Below are 17,483 nucleotides of genomic sequence, written 5' to 3'. Positions count from 1 at the left end.
GGGGGGGGGGGGGTGGGGCCCCCGCGTGGTGGCGCCCCCCCCCTTTGTGGGGGCCCCCCCCCAATCTTGGGGCCCCCGGGGGGGGGGCGCCCCCCTTTGGGGGGGCCCCCCCCCCCACTACGGCACTTCTAAGTGGGCGCGTGCCCACTTTGAGTGGGCAAGCGCCCACTACAGAGCCGCAGGCTGCGCCCACTCCTGGCCGAACCAGCGGCGGATCCGGTCGGCGCCGAAAGCGGTCTTGTCGGCGGCCAGCTCGGCCGACGGGCCCTCGAGGTCGCCGACCGGCGGCTGGCCGGGCCGGAACGTGACGCCCACCTTCGCGACCTGGTCGTCGCCGAACTCGAGGTAGCAGATGCCGCGCCCGTCGTACTCGGCCTCGGGGGTGCGCTGCTGGACGGTGGCGATGATCCGGGCCGCGGCAACGGCGGCCTGGCCCTCGGCGAAGACGCCCGCCTTGGGCGTGCCGATGCTGGTCACGTCGCCGACCGCGTACACGTGCGGGAAGTTTGTCTCGAGGGTGAGCGGGTCGACCGGGATCCAGCCGTCGACGGCCAGGCCCGAGTCGGCGACCACCTGTGGCGCCCGGTGTACCGGCACGCCGAGGAACAGGTCGTAGGGGAGCTCGGCGCCGTCGCCCAGCACGGCGACGCGGCGCTCCGGGTCGAGCGAACGGACCAGCCGCTCGGGCAACCAGGTGATGTCGCGCTCGGCGAACGCCGCCAGCACCGCCTCCGACGCCTTCGGCGACGGCGGGATCGGCTTGCCGAGTGGCATGACCAGAGAGATCTCCGATTGCTCGCGCAGGCCTCGTGCGGTCAAGAATTCGTGTACGAGCAGCGCGGTCTCACTCGGCGCGGGCGGGCACTTGAACGGGGTGGAGGTGACCGCCACGACCACCTTGCCGCCGCCGAACTTGTCGAGCACGTCGCGGCAGCGGAACGCCCCGGGCACGGTGTAGAACTCGTTGCCGCCCTCGGCCAGGCCCGGCGTCGCCTCGGGGTGCAGGTCGGCGCCGAGCGCGACCACGAGGATGTCGGCGTCGAACTCGCCGGCCGTGGTCTCGACGTGCCGCGTCTCGGGGTCGATCGAGGTGATGGTCGCGTTGATGAACCGGACGCCCGGGCTGATCATGCTGGCGTAGCGGTGCAGCACCTGCTCGGGCTGCCGCCGGCCGAACATCACGTCGAGCTTCGAGAAGCCGAAGACGAACCCCTCGGCCTGGTCGATCAGCGTCAGCTGTACGTCGGTGCCGCAGCGCCCGGACACCTCCGTGGCCAACTCGAGCCCGCCGAACCCCGCACCCAGCACCACCACGCGCGTCGTCACGGCAGGACACTATCGCCGACCGGCCCCTCCGACGTCCTTCTTTCGGGCAGTGACCAGGGCTGATCCGCTGTTGATCACCCGCCGCCGTCGGTCGCGGCGGGGTCGGTCAGTCGTCGGGGTCGGTCAGTCGTCGGGGTCGGTCAGGCGGCGAGGGCGCGGCAGGCCTCTCGGTCGTGCGGCAGGCCGACACCGCTCAGGGCGAGCAGGACGTTGCCGTTGCCCGGATCCCACAGGTCGTCGTTGTCCACCAGCGCGGCGAGGTGGCGCCGTCTGGCCTCGGGGCGATCGGCGAGGGCCCGCAGGAGCGGCCCCCAGTCGTGGTCCACGGTGTGCTGGTTGGCGATCCTCGCCACGGCGAGCGCCGCGGGCAGCAGCCGTTCGGGATCGTCGACGCGCGCGATCGCCGCGTTGATCAACGTGAACCGGATGTGCATCCCGAACTGGGGCGGGCGCCGGCCGCGGCGGCGAGCTCGTCGAGGCGCCGGAGTTCCGCGGCGGTCGCGCTTTCTTCCTCCGTCACGTGGCGGCGGCAGGCGGCGGCCGCAGCGCGCACGGCGGGTCCGGGTCGGATAGGGCCGCGGTGGCGGCGGCGCGCAGCGCCGGAACGACCTCGCGGCAACCCTGGATCGCCTTGGCGTAGACGTAGTTGCCGAGCACCTCGTCGCCGAAGATGTCGTCCACGTCGTCGATCGCGGCCGGCGCGGCCTCCGCGTCGAAGCCCTCCGGCGGCGCGAGCGCGTCGAGGTTCGAGGAAGCGTGCCCGGCCTCGGCGACCGCCGCGAGGAAGTTGAGCAGGTTGGCTCGCAGCGCGGCGTTCTCGGCTCCGGCCAGGCGCGGGTCGGCGATCTGCGACGCGACGACGCGGGCGGCGTCGGGCGTGACCGTCCACGGCGTGCCCTGGTGGATCACGGCCGACCAGATGTGGCCCTGTGCCGCCTTGCGCGCGTCGGCGTCGCCGTCGACCAGCGCCGCGAGGTGCCCCGGCGTGTCGGTCGCGAAGCCGTACGCGTGGATCAGCCGGCCGTACCGCGCCGCGTCGATGTCGGTCACGCGAGGAACCTTAGCGGTGACCGGATGCGACGCGACCGGCCCTGCGGCGGCGTGGATCGGCCGGTCGGAACGCGCGGCGCCGGTTACGCGGCGAACGGAATCCGTCGCCGAGAGGTGAGCTTGCATGATCCCTGTAGCGTCTCGTCCGCGAAGCCGATCGGCGATCATCGTTGGCTTCGCCTCGAGACCGCTAGGGGGATCCGTGTACAGACGCAGGCTTGCCGGTGCGGGCGTGGTGATGACGGCCGGCGCCCTGTTGTGCGGCTGCACGTCGTCGGCGGAGAAGCCCCAGACGCCGGGCCTCGAGGCGCGCGGCACGGTGCTCACGACGGTCAAGCCCACCCGGCAGGACCTGACCAACCAGATCAGCCTCAGCGGCAAGGTGACGATCGACCCGGTCTTCGGCATCGTCGCGCCGGTCGGCGGGGAGATCCGGTACGTGAACCGGCAGCCCTCGAAGACGCCGGCCACCCGGCCGATCTGGGTGGCGTCGGTGTGGAACGACGGGGTGCCGCGGCGGGTGGAGATCCCCAAGGACTCGACCTTCGCCGGGCGGCTCATGGAGGACCGCGCCGACGTCACGGCCGGCATGCCGGTCGTCTCGGCCAAGCATGCCGGGTACGGCATCGTCGCCGAGATCGACAGCGCGCAGGCGTACCGGATCTCGGGCGCCGTGAAGAACGTGCGCGGCCAGATCAAGAACGGGCCGGGGCCGTTCCCGTGCGAGGCGCTCGGCACGATCGCGGCGCTGCCGGCCGGGACGATCCCCGAGCCGCCGCCACCCAGCCCGGACCCGCAGCAGTCGGGCGCGGCCCAGGGCGGCCCCAAGGTCACCACCGACGACCCGGCGCTGAGTGGCGGGGACACCGCGGGATCCGAGCAGACCGGGTTGCAGCTGGTCTGCACGCCGCCCGACGACGTCAAGCTGATCAACGGCGCCTCGGTGACGCTCGACGTGATCACCGCCAAGGCCGCGCACGTGCTGGTGCTGCCGGTCGAGGCCGTCGCCGGGATCCAGGGCAAGGGCAAGGTCGACGTGGTCGGCGAGGACCGTACCCGCAAGACCGTCGACGTGACCCTCGGCATCACCGACGGCAAGGTCATCGAGATCCGCAAGGGCCTGCGCGGCGACGAGTCGATCGCGGTGCCGGGACCGGACCTGCCGACCGCCGCGCCCAACACCGACCAGGGCGGTTCGGGAGCGCCGGGATGAGCGACCGGAATTCGCCGCGGGGCGGCACGGTCGGCGCCGACGCGACGATGGAGGGTGGCGGCGACGCGCTCATCGAGCTGACGGGCATCACCAAGGTGCTCAAGGGCCAGCAAGAGCCGCGCACGATCCTCGACGGCGTCGACCTCACCGTGCGGGCGGGGGAGAGCGTCGCGATCGTGGGCCGTTCCGGCTCGGGCAAGAGCACGCTGCTCAGCGTCGTCGGCCTCTTCGACCGGCCCGACGCGGGGAGCTACGTGCTCGCGGGGCGGGACATCAGCCGGCTGCCCGAGCGCCGGGCTGCGAAGCTGCGCAGCTCCCACTTCGGCTTCGTGTTCCAGCGGTTCTTTCTGCTCAAGCACCTGACGGCGGCGCAGAACGTGGCGATGGCGCTGGTCAACGGGCAGGGCTGGCTGCCGCGGCGGGAGCGCAAGCGGCGGGTGATGGCGGCCCTCGAGCAGGTGGACATCGCCCATCTGGCGAAGAACCGGCCGGCCAAGATGTCCGGCGGGGAGCAGCAGCGGGTGGCGATCGCGCGCGCCCTCGTACGAAATCCCAGGGTTTTGCTTGCGGATGAGCCGACCGGGGCGCTGGACACGGAGACGGGCACCCTAGTGATCGACGCTCTGCTCGGCGCGACCGGGCGCGGGTGCGGGCTGATCCTGGTGACTCACGACCGGGACCACGCCGCGCGGATGGGACGGATCCTCGATCTTCGCGACGGACGGCTGACCGAGCGGGTGCCGGCATGATGCGGCTCTCGGGTCGGCTGCGCTCGTCGCTGATCATCGGCCTTCAGGGGATCCGGTCGCGCAAGCTGCGCACGCTGTTGTCGATGGTGAGCCTCTTCCTCGGTGTGCTCGCGGTCGTGGTGGTGCAGGCCGGCGCGAGCATCGCCGAGCGGGCTCTGATGTCCGACCTGGAGCTGACCGACGGCGTCGACGGCACCCGGATCATGGACATGCAGCCGAGCGCGCGGTCCGCGGACATCGTGATCGGCACGCTGGCCGGCCGCTCGGACGCGGTGGCGGTGATGGGCATGTCGGCGATCGTCGGCGAGCCCGGCGTCAAGCCGGTCAACCCGGGCGGCTCGCCGATGGACCAGGACTGGGGTGGCGGGCAGATCTGCTACCCCGACGGGCACTGCGAGGAGGACGGCGGGCCCGAGGGCGAGGCCGTGGAGGTGCGGCTCACCGCGCTGACCGGGGACGTCCGGGCGTTCCGGCCGTTCCGGCAGCAAGCGGGGCGGTGGCTCGACTTCACGACGATCCCGGCGCTGGCGCCGCGGCTGGTGCTCAACCGGGAGGCGGCCAAGGGATTCCAGCAGCATCACGTGCCGGCCGAGATGCGCGTGGGCGGGGCGACCAACCACATCACGCCGCAGTTCATCGGGGTGGTCGACGACGGTGACATGCAGCCCCGCGCGTACGTGCGGCTGGACGAGCTGTCGAACTGGATGCCGGCGGGCGGGCTCGCGGATCCCGCGACGGGCGGCGAGATGCGGGTCATGCTGGCGCCGTCGACCCCCGCCGAGCAGGTGCTGAGCGCGAAGCTGCGCGGGGCGGGCGTCGAGACGTACATGTCCACGGTGGACAGCCGAAAGCAGCGCGGCAAGGAGCTCACGCTGATGCGGCTGATCTTCTTTTCGATGGCCGGGCTGGTGCTGCTGATCGGCGTGGCCGGCATCCTCAACGTCGGCCTCGCCACGGTCGGCGAGCGGGTCGAGGAGTTCGCCCTCCGCCGCGCGGTGGGCACGCCGCGCTCGCTGCTGGCCGGCATCGTGCTCGCCGAGACGCTGCTGACCGGCCTGCTCACCGCAGCTGCGGCGATCGGCGCGAGCGCCGCGGCCCTGAAGGTCGTCTCCCTGCTGCTCGGCGATTCCGAGCCGCTCCTGCACGACGTGCAGTTCCCCTGGGAGGCCGGCGTGGCCGGCATCATCGCCGGGATCGTGGCGGGCATTCTCGGAGGCTTCATTCCTGCCCTCCGAGCCGCCGGCATCCCCATCGCCACGGTGATGCGCGCCTGACCCCGGCAGCCGGGCGCCCCGTGGTCGCCCGGCTGCTGAGGCCCGTCATGGGCGGCGGGGGCGGCCGTGCAGGAGGTGCACGTCGCCGAACTCGTGCCACAGGTAGCGGCCGCGCAGCGCCTCGGCGTAGGCGGCGCGCAGCGCCTCCTCGCCGGCGATCGCGGTGAGCATGCGCAGGTGCGAGGCGCGCGGCTCGTGCAGGCCGGTGAGCAGGCCGTCGATCACGCGGATGCGGTGCTCGGGGCCGATCACCAGGTCGGTCCACCCGCTCGCCGCCTCGCCCGCCGTCGTCTCGAGCGCCCGCACCACCGTCGTGCCGACCGCGATGACCCGGTGACCGTTGCCGCCGACGTGCCGGATCAGCCGCGCGGTCGATTCGGGCACCTCGAACCACTCCGGGTACGGCGGCTCGTCGACCTCGGCCGACGCCACCCCCGTGTGCAGCGTGATCGGGGCGACCAGCACGCCCCGGCCGGCCAGCTCGGCGAGCACCCGGCCGGTCAGCGGGCGGCCCGCGCTCGGCATCTCGGCGCTGCCCGGCCGGACCGCGTACGCGTTCTGGTAGGTCTCGAGCGGCCAGTCGCGATCGGTGTACGAATACCGGATCGGCCGCCCGTGCCGCAGCAGGTAGTCGGCCATCGTGCCCGGCACGTCGGCGTCGGCCACCCACAACCGGTCGGTGAGCGGCTCGCGCAACGTCAGTGTGCCGTCCTCGACGGTGAGCCGCCGCGGCGCCGAACCCAGAATCGGCGCCGTGCTGCCCTCGACCGGCCGGCGCAGCTCGATCAGCCAGCTGCCGTCGGGCCGCTCGGTCGAGACGTGCACGACCAGGCCGGGGCCGGCGTCGAGCGCAGCCGGCAGCGTCGCCGAGTTGTTCACCACCAGCAGGTCGCCCGCGTCGAGCAGCCGCGGCAGCTCGCGGAACCGGTGGTGGGTCACCGTGGCGCCGCGGCTCACCAGCAGGCGTACGTCGTCGCGCCGCCGGCCGTGCGCCTCGGCCGGTTCTCGCGCGGCCAGCTCGTCGGGGAGATGGAAGTCGAGGGTCGCGGTCATCGCAGCGCCCCGGCGATGTACCGGCCGGACTCGGGGCGGTCGCGCAGCAGCGTCAGCAGGCGCGGCACAACCGTCTCAGGCAGCGGCCGGTCGGAGATGTCCTCGCCCGGGAACGCCTCCTGCTGGAGCCGGGTGCGCAGGTCGCCGGGATCGACGGCCCAGACCCGCAGCGCCGGCTCCTCCTTGGCCAGCACCGCGCTCGCGTGATCGAGCGCCGCCTTGGCGGCTCCATAACCACCCCAGCCCGCGTACGCCTCGACGGCCGCATCCGAACTGATGTTGAGCACCGCGCCGGCGGCCGAGATGCGCAGCTGGGGCAGGAGCAACTGGGTCAGCGCGATCGGCGCCAGCACGTTCACCTCGAACGTGTCGAGCAGCGCCGGCAGGGGGAAGGCCGCGAGCGCCGGCGGTGGGCTGCCACCCAGCGTGGACGCGTTGTTGACCAGCAGGTCGGCGCCGCCGAGCCGGTCGGCCGCGGCCGCGAGCTCGGCCCGGTGGTCGTCGTCGACCACGTCGCCGGCGATCGCGGTCACCTTGGTGAGCCGGCTCAGCTCGCCGGCCGCGGCCTCGAGGTCGGCGGCGGTGCGGGCGTCGATCACGAGCTGCCAGCCGTCGCGGGCGAGCCCTTCGGCCAGGGCCAGGCCCAGTCCCCGTGAAGCTCCGGTGATCACTGCTGTTGTCGTCATGCCCTCGACCCTTCCCCGTTGAGGCGGCGACCGTATCGGGCCGGGGACGGGTTGGGGATCGGACCATGGTCCTAGGACCGTGGTATGACGCGGAACGCGGCGCTCGTGCCTATCGTGGGGCGCATGACCACGCGCGACGAGCTGCGCACGGCCCGTCGCCTCTCCGCGGCCGTGCTGGCGGTGAGCGACCAGCTCACCGTTCCCGAGGTGCTCCAGACCATTGTCGACACGGCTCGTGACCTGGTCGGCGCCGACTACGCGGCCCTCGGCGTGCCCGACGAGGAGGGCTCGTTCGCCGAGTTCGTGGTGGCCGGGGTCAGCGACGAGCAGCGGGCCGCGATCGGGCCGCTGCCCCGGCAGCACGGCTTCCTCGCGCTCATGCTGCGCGAGCCGTACGCCCAGCGCGTCGCCGACATCCGGGCCGATCCACGCTTCGGCTGGTGGCCCGACGCCCATCCGGTGCTCGGCGCGTTCCTCGGCGTCCCGATCATGAGCGGCGACGAGATCCTCGGCGCGCTCTATCTGGCGAACAAGCCCGGCGGCTTCACCGAGTCCGACGAAGAGCTGGTCGGCGTCCTCGCCGCGCACGCCACGATCGCGCTGACCCACGCCCGGCTCTACGCCCGCAACCGTGAGCTGACCATCGCCGAGGAACGCGCCCGCATCGCCCACGACCTGCACGACGCGGTGGCCCAGCGGCTGTTCGGGCTCCGGCTCACCGCCCAGGCCGTCGACGTGCTGCTCGACCGCGACCCGGCGGCGGCCCGCGAACGGCTCGCCGAGGTGTCCACGCTCGCCCGCGAGGCCGCCGAGGAACTGCACGCGGCGGTGCTCGAGCTGCGCCCGGCGAGGCTCGCGGAAGACGGCCTGCCGTCGGTGCTGCGCAAACAGGCGCAGATCCTCGACCGGGCGTACGGCGGCGCCGACGGCCCGCGGGTGCGCTACGAGGAAGACGACCCCCCGGTGCTGCCGGCCGCCCAGCAGACGGTGGTGCTGCGGGTCGCGCAGGAGGCGCTGCACAACGCCGTACGCCACGCGTGCGCCCGCCTCGTCCGGGTGAGCCTGGCCCGGCACGGCGCCGCGGGCGCGGTGCTGGAGGTCGCCGACGACGGCACCGGCTTCGACATCTCGGCGGTGTTGCGGGCCGGCCGCAGCCTGGGCCTGCGCTCCCTGCGAGAGCGCGCCCACTCCGTCCGCGGCGCGGCGACCGTGCGCTCCACACCCGGCGCCGGCACGGTCGTCCGCTTGGAGGTCCCCGGTGACGCCGCCTGAGCCGATTCGTGTGCTGATCGTCGACGACCATCCCGCCGTACGCCGCGGGTTGCGCACCTTCCTCGAGCTGGCCGACGGCCTGGAGGTGACCGGTGAGGCCGCCGACGGCCCGTCGGCGCTGGAGCTGATCGCCGAGACGTTGCCCGACGTGGTGCTGCTCGACATGATGCTGCCCGGCATGGACGGCCTGGAGGTCCTGCACGAGCTGCGGCGCCGCGGGCTCGCCTGCCGGGTGCTGGTGGTGACCAGCTTCGCCGACCGCATGCCGGCCGCGATCCGGGCCGGGGCGCGCGGCTACCTCTCGAAAGACGTCGACCCGGCCGCGCTGGTCGCCGCGGTCCGCTCGGTCGCGGCCGGCCACCTCCTGCTCGACCCGTCGGCCGCCGGCGCCCTGCTGGTCGCGCCCTCCACCGGCGAGACGCTGACGGCCCGCGAGCGCGACGTGCTCACGCTGGTGGCCGAGGGCCGTTCCAACCGCGAGATCGCCCGCGCGCTGGTCGTCTCCGAGAAGACGGTCAAGACCCACGTCTCGAGCATCCTGCTCAAGCTGGGCCTGGCCGACCGCACCCAGGCCGCCGTCTACGCCGTGCGGCAGGGCCTATGACAGCTACGGCCGCCACGATGACCATCGCTCGACGGTGATCTCCAAGAATGGGCCGGGTGGTGGGGTCTCCCGATACTGTGGGTAGCGGTCGGCCAACGCCCGCAGGCCATCGGGTGAGGCGTCGACGATGCGGGCCACGCCGTCGGCGCGTGCCCACCACAGCTGGGACCAGTCCTCGTCGTAGTGGTCGGCCAGCACGCTCACCCTCGGGTTCGCGGCGATGTTGGCCAGGCGTTTGAGGCGCCGGGTGCGCTTGGGCTTCGCGTCCACCGCCGTATGGAGGACGTCGCCGGTGAGGGCGAAGACGATCGGAACCAGGTGCGGCACGCCGTCGGGGGCGACCGTGGCGAGGCGGGCGACCCGGGCGGTGGCGAACAGCTCGGCGGGGGTCATCGGCCGACCAGTTCGGCGATCGCCTTCTCCCACTTCTCCAGGGCGGGCTCGACGACGCTCCACGGGCCGGAGGGCAGCCACGCCGAGGCGCGGTGCACGCCGGCGGCCTGCAGCTGCTCGAGAGCCTTCGCGTCAGGCGGGACGCTCAGCACCTGGAACTGGAGGTAGCCGTCGGCGCGGGCGCGCAGATCGGCGATGCGGGTGAGCACGTCGGGGTCGTGCCACTGCGGGAACCAGCCGTCGCCGTACTCGAGAACCCGCCGCTCGGCCATCGGCCCGCCACCGCCGATCAGGATCGGAGGCCAGGGCTTCTGGGCCGGCTTGGGCCACGACCAGATGCGGTCGAAGTTGACGAAGCGGCCGTGGAAGGTGGCCTCGTCGTTCGTCCAGATCTCGCGCATCGCCTGCACGCGCTCGCCGAGCAGCGCCAGGCGGGTACGCGGGTCGGTGCCGTGATTCGCCATCTCCTCGCGGTTCCAGCCGGAGCCGATGCCGAACTCGAACCGGCCGCCGCTGAGGTGGTCGACGCTCGCCACCTCCTTGGCGGTGGTGATGGGGTCGCGTTCGACGACCAGGCAGACGCCGCTGCCGATGCGCAGCCGGCTGGTCGCCTCGGCCGCCGCGGTCAGCGCCACGAACAGGTCGTACGTGTGCCAGTACTTCTGCGGCAGCTTGCGCCCGCCGCCCCACGGCGTCTCGCGGCTGGCGGGGATGTGGGTGTGCTCGGCGAAGAAGAGCGCCGTGTGGCCGCGTTCCTCGACGCGGCGGGCGATCTCGCCCGGGCGCATACCGTCGTGCGTGGGGAAATAACCGACACCGAACTCCATACGAGCGATCCTATTTCGTCTGCCATGCGCCGCGACGCTGACCTTCATGGTGATCTAGTTACCTACTGTGACTCCTGTGACCGACGCCCTCACTGTGGTTGAGCTGGTAAGACGCTTTGGGTGAGCTGAACTAGCCGTTCGATTGTTCACAGAGGGTGACCGTTGCGGGTTGAATTGCCACCAAGCTGGATCTTGGGGGCAGTGTGCGAGTTCGGAACATTTGGCGGCCACGGGCGGCGGCGACCGCCGTGATGTGCGTGCTGGTGGGCGCGGCGATCGCGTTGCACGAGACGCCCGGCGCATCGACGGCCGCCACGGTCGATCCGCACGCCGGGCACATCATGCCCAAGGCGATCCCCGTTGCCGTCACGCAGGCCGCGCCGCTGCCGGCGACCGGGTGGACGATCACGGCGGACAACAACAGCGCGCAGGCGGCGAACGTGCTCGACGGGGACGCGACGACGCTGTGGCGGACCACCGCCACCGCGCTGCCGCACATGCTCACGATCGACACGCACAACCGGATCGCGCTGAGCGGGCTCACCTACCTGCCGCCGTCGGATTCGGCGAACGGGCGGATCGGGCGCTACGAGGTTCTGATCAGCGACGACGGCACGACGTGGAGCAAGCCGGTGGCGACGGGCACCTTCGCGGACGACGCCACGCTCAAGACCGTCACGATCGGCACGGTGGTCACGCGGTTCGTGCAGCTGCGGGCGCTCAGCGAGGCCGGCGGGCGCAACACCAAGTCGGCGGCGGCGGAGACCAACCTGCTGGGCGGGACCGACCCCGCATTGCCGCGCACCGGCTGGACGGCCGTCGCGGACAGCCAGGAGACGGCGGGCGAGGACGGGCGCGCGCAGAATGTGCTCGACGGGGATACCGGCTCGATCTGGCACACCCAGTACAGCGGCGGCGCGGAACCCGACCTGCCGCACACGCTCACCATCGACATGAAGAAGACTTACCTGGTGTCGGGGCTGAGCTACCTGCCACGGCCGGCCGACTCCCTCAACGGACACATCGGGAAATATCAGGTTTTGACCTCGCGCGACGGCGAGACCTGGAGCGACCCCGTTGCCAGTGGAGCTTTCCAGGACAGCGCGGCAGTGCAGTCGACGACCTTCGCGCCGCAGATCGCCCGATTCGTTCGCCTGGAAGCGCTCGCCGAGGCCGGCAACCGTGGGCCGTGGAGCAGCGCCGCCGAGATCAACGTGCTGGGCCGCGCCGACCCGTCACTGTCGCGCACCGGCTGGACGGCCAAGGCCGACAGCGAGGAGACCGCCGAAGAAGACGACAAGGCCGCGTACGTGCTCGACGGCGACCCTTCGACCTTGTGGCACAGCGCCTGGAGCTCGAACCCGCCGTCCGCTCTGCCGCACACGCTGACCGTCGACATGAAGAAGTCGCAGTCGGTCGGCGGCCTGACCTACCTGCCGAGGCCGGCGGACTCGTGGAACGGGCACATCGGGAAATATCAGGTTTCCACCTCGACCGACGGCACCACCTGGACCACCCGGATCAGCGGGGCGTTCCCCGACAAGACCGCGCTGCAGACCGTGATCTTTCCGGCGGTCACCGCCCGATATGTCCGACTTACCGCGCTCACCGAGGCGGACGGCCGCGGCCCGTGGAGCACCGCCGCCGAGATCAATGTCCTCGCCCCGACGGGGAGCGTCGTCCCCGGACGCGGCAGTTTCAGCGCGCCCATCGGCTTCCCGCTGGTGCCGGTGGCCGCGGCCCAGTTGCCCAACGGCAAGATCCTGACCTGGTCGGCGTTCCAGCCGGACGACTACGTCGGCGGCTACGGCCAGACCGTCACCGCGACCTACGACCCGGCGACCGGCGTGGTCACCCAGCGGACCGTCACCACCACCGACCACGACATGTTCTGCCCCGGCATCTCGACGCTGCCCGACGGCCGGATCCTGGTGACCGGCGGCAACGACAGCGAGAAGACCAGCATCTACGACCCGAAGACCGACGCATGGACGCGCGGGCCGAACATGAACACGCCGCGCGGCTACCAGGCCAGCACGACCCTCTCCGACGGGCGCGTCTTCACCATCGGCGGCTCCTGGAGCGGCGGGTACGGCGGCGTCAACGGCACCCCGCGCAAGAACGGCGAGGTGTGGTCGGCGACCAAGGGCTGGATCTCGCTGCCCGGAACCGACGTCACGGCGATGCTGACGAACGACGCCGACCCGAACGGCGACTACCGCAAGGACAACCACGCCTGGCTGTTCGCCTGGACCGGCGGTTCGGTGTTGCAGGCCGGCCCCAGCAAGAAGATGAACTGGTACGGCACGTCCGGCGCCGGCACGACCACGTCCGCCGGCACCCGCGGCGACGCGCCCGACCAGATGAACGGCGACGCGGTCATGTACGACACCGGGAAGATCCTCGCGCTGGGCGGGTCGCCGAGCTACGAGCAGAGCCAGGCCACGGCGAACGCGTACGTGATCACCATCAACGGCGTGAACAAGGCGGTGACCACGAAGAAGGTGTCGCCGATGGCGAACACGCGGTCGTTCGCGAACGCGGTGCCGCTGCCGGACGGCACGGTAGCGGTGTTCGGCGGGCAGAACTACGCCGTGCCGTTCTCGGACAACACCTCGGTCTTCACCACCGAGCTGTGGGACCCGAAGACCGAGAAGTTCACCGCGCTGGCGTCGGCCACGGTGCCGCGCAACTACCACAGCGTCGCGCTGCTCATGCCGGACGGCCGGGTGTTCACCGGTGGTGGCGGGCTGTGCGGCACGGCTTGCGACACCAACCACTTCGACGGCCAGGTCTTCACGCCGCCGTACCTGCTCAACGCGGACGGCTCGGACGCCGCTCGCCCGGTCATCACGACGGCCCCCACGACGGCCGCCAACGGCGCCAAGATCACCGTCAAGACCGACAGCGCCGTCACGTCTTTCGCGATCATCAGAATGGGTACGGCGACGCACACGGTCGACACGGACCAGCGGCGGTTGTCCCTGACCCCCACGGCCGTCAGCGGCGGTTATCAGCTCACGATCCCGTCGGACTCCGGAGTCGCGCTGCCCGGCTACTGGATGTTGTTCGCCATGAACGCCAAGGGCGTGCCCAGCGTCGCCAAGGTGATCAAAATCGGCTGAGTTCGCGCAGTTCCTGGCCTTGATCGATCGGGTTGCGCTGGGACTGCCCGGCTAAGTCCCATCGAAGGGTGAGCGTGCCACAGGTCAAGCAGGGCTTCGATGTTGAGCCGGGAGCTGCTCACGGGCGTAGGCCGCGCTGAAAGCCGCCGCCACCGCAAAAGCCAGCGCGCCAAAGCCCAACAGCCAACTCGCGTGGCGGGCGAACGCAGTCCCGGCCGCGCTGCCGGCTATCGCACCGAACACGGCCACCCCGAGCGCCCCGCCCGTCTGTCGTGCCGTGTTGCTCGCACCCGACGCGATGCCCGGCGTGTCGGGCACGGTACGCATCGCCGCGGTGACGATCGCCGGCGTGAGGATGCCCAGCCCTGCTCCCCACACCGCCAGCCCCACCAGCAGCACCGGGTAGACCGGCCGCCCGGCCGAGATGGCGATCCCCGCGAAGCCCGCAGCCGCCACCACCAGGCCGAGCGCCGAAGTGTGCCACGCGCCGATCCGGTGCACGAGTCGCCCCGAGGGCGCGCCGAGCAGCGGCAACGGCAGCATCCCGGGCAGCAGGAGCAGCCCGGCCTGCAACGGCGAGAGCCGGTGCACGTCCTGGAAGAGCTGGGTGAGCAGGAACAGCGAGCCGAGCACGCAGAAGTTCATCACTCCCGCGACCGCGCAAGCGGCGGCGAGCGGCCGGCGTGCGGAGGAGGGCACCGCCAGCAGCGGCCGATCGGCCCGGCGCTCGACCACCCCGAGCGCGACCGCGCCGGCCACGGCCACCAGGAAGATCAGCGGCTGCCGTTCGATGATGCCGGTCACGAGAGCGCCCAGCGCCACCACCAGCGCTCCCGCCCCGAGCCAGTCGACGCGTCCGTCGGCCGCCGGCCGATCGCTGCGAGACCGCAGGACCGGCGGAAGAGCCAGCACGATCACCGGCACGTTCAGCCAGAAGACGGCCCGCCAGCCCGCGCTCTGCACCAGCAGCCCGCCGATGAACGGCCCGGCCGGCAGTGCACACCCGCCGACCGCCGCCCACAGCCCCACCACCCGGGCCCGGGCGCGATCGGAAGGCGCCGACAAGGTCAGCAGCGCGAGCGTCCCCGGCAGCATCAACGCCGCCGACACCCCTTGCAGAGCCCGCCCCGCCACCAGAACCGGTACGGCCCAGGCGACGGCGCACATCACCGATGCCACGAAGAACCCGATGAATCCCGACAAAACAACCAGACGATGCCCGAGTCGATCACCGACCGCGCCGGTCGCCAGCAAGAGGGCCGCCAACGGCACCGTGTAGGCGTCGACCACCCATGCCAGCCCGGACGACGAAGCGTGCAGCCCCGCCCCGATCGAAGGAAGCGCCACGTTGACCACGGTGACATCGAGCAGCACCAGGAAATACCCGCCACAAAGGGCGAGCGTCAGCGACCACGAAGATTTACCCATCGACCGATGCATTTCCCTCTCGATCGATTCCATGCGGCCCGCCCGCCATCGGGCTATCTGAGCTGCCGCACGCCGAAGGGTGAGTATCCGTGCTCAGTACCGGGCGCCCGCGCCCGACAAGGATCGATCACGTGACGTATCCCTGCCCGAACTGCGGCGCCCCGGCCTCCCTCGAGTCCGGCTGCCCGTCCTGCGGCCGCGGTCCCGACCACGACGCCGCCGAGGTGATCCGCACCGACGCCGAGATCGGCGCTCTCATCGCCGAGCTGGCCACCGCCCAGCGCACCGTGCGCGACCTCGAGACTCGCATCAATCAGGCGTGGCAGCGCCGGCATGCGGCAGCTGCCCGCGTAGGCACGACCGCCGCCCCGAAGACCAGCAACGCCGTCCAGACCGTTCTCTTCATTCTCGGCGGCCTCCTCCTCGGCTCGGCCGCGATCGTCTTCGCCGCCGTCGCCTGGTCCCAGTTCGGCATGACCGGCCGCGCCACGCTCCTGGCCGTGGCCACCCTCGCCGCGCTGGCCGTGCCTCCGCTCGCGCTGCGGCGTGGCCTGAAGGCCACCGCCGAGACCATGGCCGCCGTGGGTCTCCTGCTCACGCTTCTTGACGGGTACGCCGCCTGGTACGTGAACCTGTTCGGCGTAGCCGCCACGTCACCCACCCGCTACGCCGGCCTGGTCTTCGCCGTCACCGCCGCGATCGCCACCGCCTACGCCCTGCTCACCGGCCTGACCGCACCGCGCTACGCCGCCCTGATCGCCGTCCAGCCGGCGCTCCCGCTGCTGGTGGCCCCGGCGCACCCCGGCCCGGCCGGCTGGTCCCTGACGTTCGGCGCCCTGGCCGCCCTCAACCTCGCCGTCCTCAACCTGTCCGCCGGCCGCCTCCCGGCCGCCCGCCGCCTCCTGTCCGCGCGCCGCCTCCCGGCCGCCCGCCCTCTCAAGGCCGCCTACGGCTTCGCCGCGGTCTCCACCCTGATCGCCTTCGGCCCCGCCGCCGTGGCCGCCGTCCGTACCCTCGCGACCGCGACCCCGTTCTTCCACGCCGCCTGGCAGCGAACCGTCCCGGGCCCTGGCTGGCAGCTCCCCGCCGCGCTGGCCTTGGTCACCATGGCCCTGTTCGGCACCGTCCCGCCCAGGCTGCGCCCCGCGTCCCTCGTCGCCGGCGTCGCCGCGATCGCCCTGGCCCTTCCCTCCGGCCTGCACCTTCCCTGGTGGAACGGCCCGATCATCGACCTGGTCGTCGTGGCTGCCGCTCTGTTCCTGGCCGCCCGCCGCGCAGCCCCCACGCTGCACGTCCCCGCCGCCCGGGTTGCCGCCCTGTCGGCCGCGGCCTCGCCCTCGACACCGAGCACCGCCGCCACCGCCGTCCGCGTGGCGACCTCCGGCTCCCTGATCACCCTGGTGAGCCAGCTCGCCACCGCCGCCGTGCTGAGCCTGCACGCCCTGATCGCCGGCTTCGGCCGCCCGGGCATGGCCGCCGCGGTCCTCATCACGCTCGCCCTGGCCGGCGCGGGCCTGACGTTCCGTGCCAAGGCGGCCGCTCTGTCCGGCGCCGGGCTGTTCGTCGCCCTGACCGCCATCCCCGCGATCGCCTGGACCACCACCGCCGCCCTCGACCTTTCGAACGCCGCGCAGCACCGAGCCGTCGCCGTCGCCGTCGCGGTGTCTCTCACCCTCGCGGCGCTGACGAGCAAAGCGGCGCCGACCGGCCAAGCGGCGCCGACCGGCCAGGCGCCGCCTGCGGGCCAAGCCGCGCCTGTGGGGCAAGCGGCGCCTGCGGCCCAAGCGGCACCCGTGGGGCAAGCGGCACCCGTGGGGCAAGCGGCACCCGTGGGGCAAACGGCGCCTGTGAGGCGAGCAGCGCCTGCGGGCCAAGCGGCGCCTGCGCGGCAAGCGGCGCGCACGAGCAAACGAGCCGCAGCGCTTGCCGCCGCGCCCCTGCTGGTGCTCACGCTGCTCGGCGTGGCCGTCACTGCGCCCGCGGGGACGGTGCTCGAGGCGTACACGATCGCGGCAAGCGGACTGGCACTGGCCGTCGCCCTCGTCGCCCGCCGTGACCACACCCCCAGCTGGGCCACGTACGGCCCGTCACTGATCGTCGGGTTGCTCCCGAGTCTCGCGCTGGTGCTCACGCACGACGGCGAGCACCTGCGCCGCCTGCTGCTCGGCATCGCCGCGCTCGCCATCCTGCTGATCGGCGCCAGGCTGCGGCTGCGCGCTCCGCTGCTCGCCGGCGCCGGCACGCTCGCCCTGGTCGCGCTGCACGAGATCGGGCTGGTCTGGGATCTGATCCCGCGCTGGATCCCGCTCGCCGCCGGCGGCGTCCTGCTGGTTGTGCTCGCCGCCACGCTGGAATCGCGCCGCCGGGACCTCGCGCGGTTCCGGCACGCGCTGGGCAGGATGAGCTGAGCCGGTCGTCCGTTCAGCGGATTTATCCCGGCGAAGCTAACACTGCGTGACCGACTGCCGATGCGAAGGGCCTCA

Annotated in this window: 15 protein-coding genes; 7 read left to right on the top strand and 8 right to left on the bottom strand. The window is 72.5% G+C overall.

Going from position 1 to position 17,483, the window contains the following annotated elements; genetic code table 11:
- Window positions 1-168 precede the first annotated feature (168 nt).
- From ACIA5D_RS46025 to ACIA5D_RS46015, 3 genes are all read right to left on the bottom strand, one after another.
- Window positions 169-1,326, bottom strand: coding sequence for an NAD(P)/FAD-dependent oxidoreductase (locus tag ACIA5D_RS46025; protein WP_396037018.1), 1,158 nt, complete (start codon window positions 1,324-1,326; stop codon window positions 169-171).
- Between the two features lie 140 nt (window positions 1,327-1,466).
- Window positions 1,467-1,760 (bottom strand): hypothetical protein, encoded by a 294-nt coding sequence (locus ACIA5D_RS46020; RefSeq protein ID WP_396037017.1) that lies wholly within the window; start codon window positions 1,758-1,760, stop codon window positions 1,467-1,469.
- Between the two features lie 82 nt (window positions 1,761-1,842).
- Window positions 1,843-2,376 (bottom strand): hypothetical protein, encoded by a 534-nt coding sequence (locus tag ACIA5D_RS46015; protein WP_396037016.1) that lies wholly within the window; start codon window positions 2,374-2,376, stop codon window positions 1,843-1,845.
- Window positions 2,377-2,578: 202 nt separating this feature from the next.
- On the opposite strand from ACIA5D_RS46015, the gene ACIA5D_RS46010 reads away from it, so the two are divergent.
- From ACIA5D_RS46010 to ACIA5D_RS46000, 3 genes are read left to right on the top strand one after another with little or no spacing between them, the layout of a single operon-like run.
- Complete coding sequence (locus ACIA5D_RS46010) at window positions 2,579-3,589, top strand: efflux RND transporter periplasmic adaptor subunit (protein WP_396037015.1); 1,011 nt, start codon at window positions 2,579-2,581, stop codon at window positions 3,587-3,589.
- A 47-nt stretch (window positions 3,590-3,636) separates the two neighbouring features.
- Window positions 3,637-4,338 (top strand): ABC transporter ATP-binding protein, encoded by a 702-nt coding sequence (locus ACIA5D_RS46005; RefSeq protein WP_396037034.1) that lies wholly within the window; start codon window positions 3,637-3,639, stop codon window positions 4,336-4,338.
- The gene (locus tag ACIA5D_RS46000) at window positions 4,335-5,612 is read left to right on the top strand and encodes an ABC transporter permease (protein ID WP_396037014.1); all 1,278 of its coding nucleotides are present in this window, start codon (window positions 4,335-4,337) and stop codon (window positions 5,610-5,612) included. The genes ACIA5D_RS46005 and ACIA5D_RS46000 overlap by 4 nt, the downstream gene beginning before the upstream one ends.
- Before the next feature lie 45 nt (window positions 5,613-5,657).
- Here ACIA5D_RS46000 and ACIA5D_RS45995 read toward each other — a convergent pair whose 3' ends face one another.
- The gene (locus ACIA5D_RS45995) at window positions 5,658-6,665 is read right to left on the bottom strand and encodes an S-adenosylmethionine:tRNA ribosyltransferase-isomerase (protein ID WP_396037013.1); all 1,008 of its coding nucleotides are present in this window, start codon (window positions 6,663-6,665) and stop codon (window positions 5,658-5,660) included.
- The gene (locus tag ACIA5D_RS45990) at window positions 6,662-7,351 is read right to left on the bottom strand and encodes an SDR family NAD(P)-dependent oxidoreductase (protein ID WP_396037012.1); all 690 of its coding nucleotides are present in this window, start codon (window positions 7,349-7,351) and stop codon (window positions 6,662-6,664) included. The genes ACIA5D_RS45995 and ACIA5D_RS45990 overlap by 4 nt, the downstream gene beginning before the upstream one ends.
- Window positions 7,352-7,474: 123 nt before the next feature.
- Here ACIA5D_RS45990 and ACIA5D_RS45985 point away from each other — a divergent pair, with 123 nt between their 5' ends.
- Window positions 7,475-8,623 (top strand): GAF domain-containing sensor histidine kinase, encoded by a 1,149-nt coding sequence (locus ACIA5D_RS45985; protein ID WP_396037011.1) that lies wholly within the window; start codon window positions 7,475-7,477, stop codon window positions 8,621-8,623.
- Complete coding sequence (locus ACIA5D_RS45980) at window positions 8,610-9,227, top strand: response regulator (protein WP_396037010.1); 618 nt, start codon at window positions 8,610-8,612, stop codon at window positions 9,225-9,227. Before ACIA5D_RS45985 ends, ACIA5D_RS45980 begins: the two co-directional genes overlap by 14 nt.
- Window positions 9,228-9,230: 3 nt before the next feature.
- Here ACIA5D_RS45980 and ACIA5D_RS45975 read toward each other — a convergent pair whose 3' ends face one another.
- Together ACIA5D_RS45975 and ACIA5D_RS45970 are read right to left on the bottom strand one after the other, a co-directional pair.
- A complete protein-coding gene (locus tag ACIA5D_RS45975; RefSeq protein ID WP_396037009.1) occupies window positions 9,231-9,620 on the bottom strand; it encodes a TIGR03668 family PPOX class F420-dependent oxidoreductase in 390 nt (129 codons plus the stop codon).
- Window positions 9,617-10,447 (bottom strand): LLM class F420-dependent oxidoreductase, encoded by an 831-nt coding sequence (locus ACIA5D_RS45970; RefSeq protein WP_396037008.1) that lies wholly within the window; start codon window positions 10,445-10,447, stop codon window positions 9,617-9,619. Before ACIA5D_RS45970 ends, ACIA5D_RS45975 begins: the two co-directional genes overlap by 4 nt.
- A 251-nt stretch (window positions 10,448-10,698) precedes the next feature.
- Here ACIA5D_RS45970 and ACIA5D_RS45965 point away from each other — a divergent pair, with 251 nt between their 5' ends.
- Complete coding sequence (locus ACIA5D_RS45965; RefSeq protein WP_396037007.1) at window positions 10,699-13,572, top strand: discoidin domain-containing protein; 2,874 nt, start codon at window positions 10,699-10,701, stop codon at window positions 13,570-13,572.
- A gap of 84 nt (window positions 13,573-13,656) precedes the next feature.
- On the opposite strand, the gene ACIA5D_RS45960 is transcribed toward ACIA5D_RS45965, so the two are convergent.
- A complete protein-coding gene (locus ACIA5D_RS45960) occupies window positions 13,657-15,000 on the bottom strand; it encodes an MFS transporter (RefSeq protein ID WP_396037006.1) in 1,344 nt (447 codons plus the stop codon).
- 131 nt (window positions 15,001-15,131) lie between these two features.
- Between ACIA5D_RS45960 and ACIA5D_RS45955 the strand changes: the two genes are divergently transcribed.
- Complete coding sequence (locus tag ACIA5D_RS45955) at window positions 15,132-17,408, top strand: SCO7613 C-terminal domain-containing membrane protein (protein WP_396037005.1); 2,277 nt, start codon at window positions 15,132-15,134, stop codon at window positions 17,406-17,408.
- Window positions 17,409-17,483 lie beyond the last annotated feature (75 nt).

It is taken from the genome of Actinoplanes sp. NPDC051513 (assembly GCF_044454685.1).
GTDB lineage: Bacteria > Actinomycetota > Actinomycetes > Mycobacteriales > Micromonosporaceae > Actinoplanes.
This window is presented reverse-complemented; position numbering and strand designations above follow the sequence as displayed.

Coding starts and splice junctions, on each gene's coding strand:
- ACIA5D_RS46020 (WP_396037017.1), bottom strand. CDS start 1,760: ATGCACATCCGGTTCACGTTGATCAACGCGGCGATCGCGCGCGTCGAC.
- ACIA5D_RS46005 (WP_396037034.1), top strand. CDS start 3,637: ATGGAGGGTGGCGGCGACGCGCTCATCGAGCTGACGGGCATCACCAAG.
- ACIA5D_RS46000 (WP_396037014.1), top strand. CDS start 4,335: ATGATGCGGCTCTCGGGTCGGCTGCGCTCGTCGCTGATCATCGGCCTT.
- ACIA5D_RS45995 (WP_396037013.1), bottom strand. CDS start 6,665: ATGACCGCGACCCTCGACTTCCATCTCCCCGACGAGCTGGCCGCGCGA.
- ACIA5D_RS45990 (WP_396037012.1), bottom strand. CDS start 7,351: ATGACGACAACAGCAGTGATCACCGGAGCTTCACGGGGACTGGGCCTG.
- ACIA5D_RS45985 (WP_396037011.1), top strand. CDS start 7,475: ATGACCACGCGCGACGAGCTGCGCACGGCCCGTCGCCTCTCCGCGGCC.
- ACIA5D_RS45975 (WP_396037009.1), bottom strand. CDS start 9,620: ATGACCCCCGCCGAGCTGTTCGCCACCGCCCGGGTCGCCCGCCTCGCC.
- ACIA5D_RS45970 (WP_396037008.1), bottom strand. CDS start 10,447: ATGGAGTTCGGTGTCGGTTATTTCCCCACGCACGACGGTATGCGCCCG.
- ACIA5D_RS45965 (WP_396037007.1), top strand. CDS start 10,699: ATGTGCGTGCTGGTGGGCGCGGCGATCGCGTTGCACGAGACGCCCGGC.
- ACIA5D_RS45960 (WP_396037006.1), bottom strand. CDS start 15,000: ATGGGTAAATCTTCGTGGTCGCTGACGCTCGCCCTTTGTGGCGGGTAT.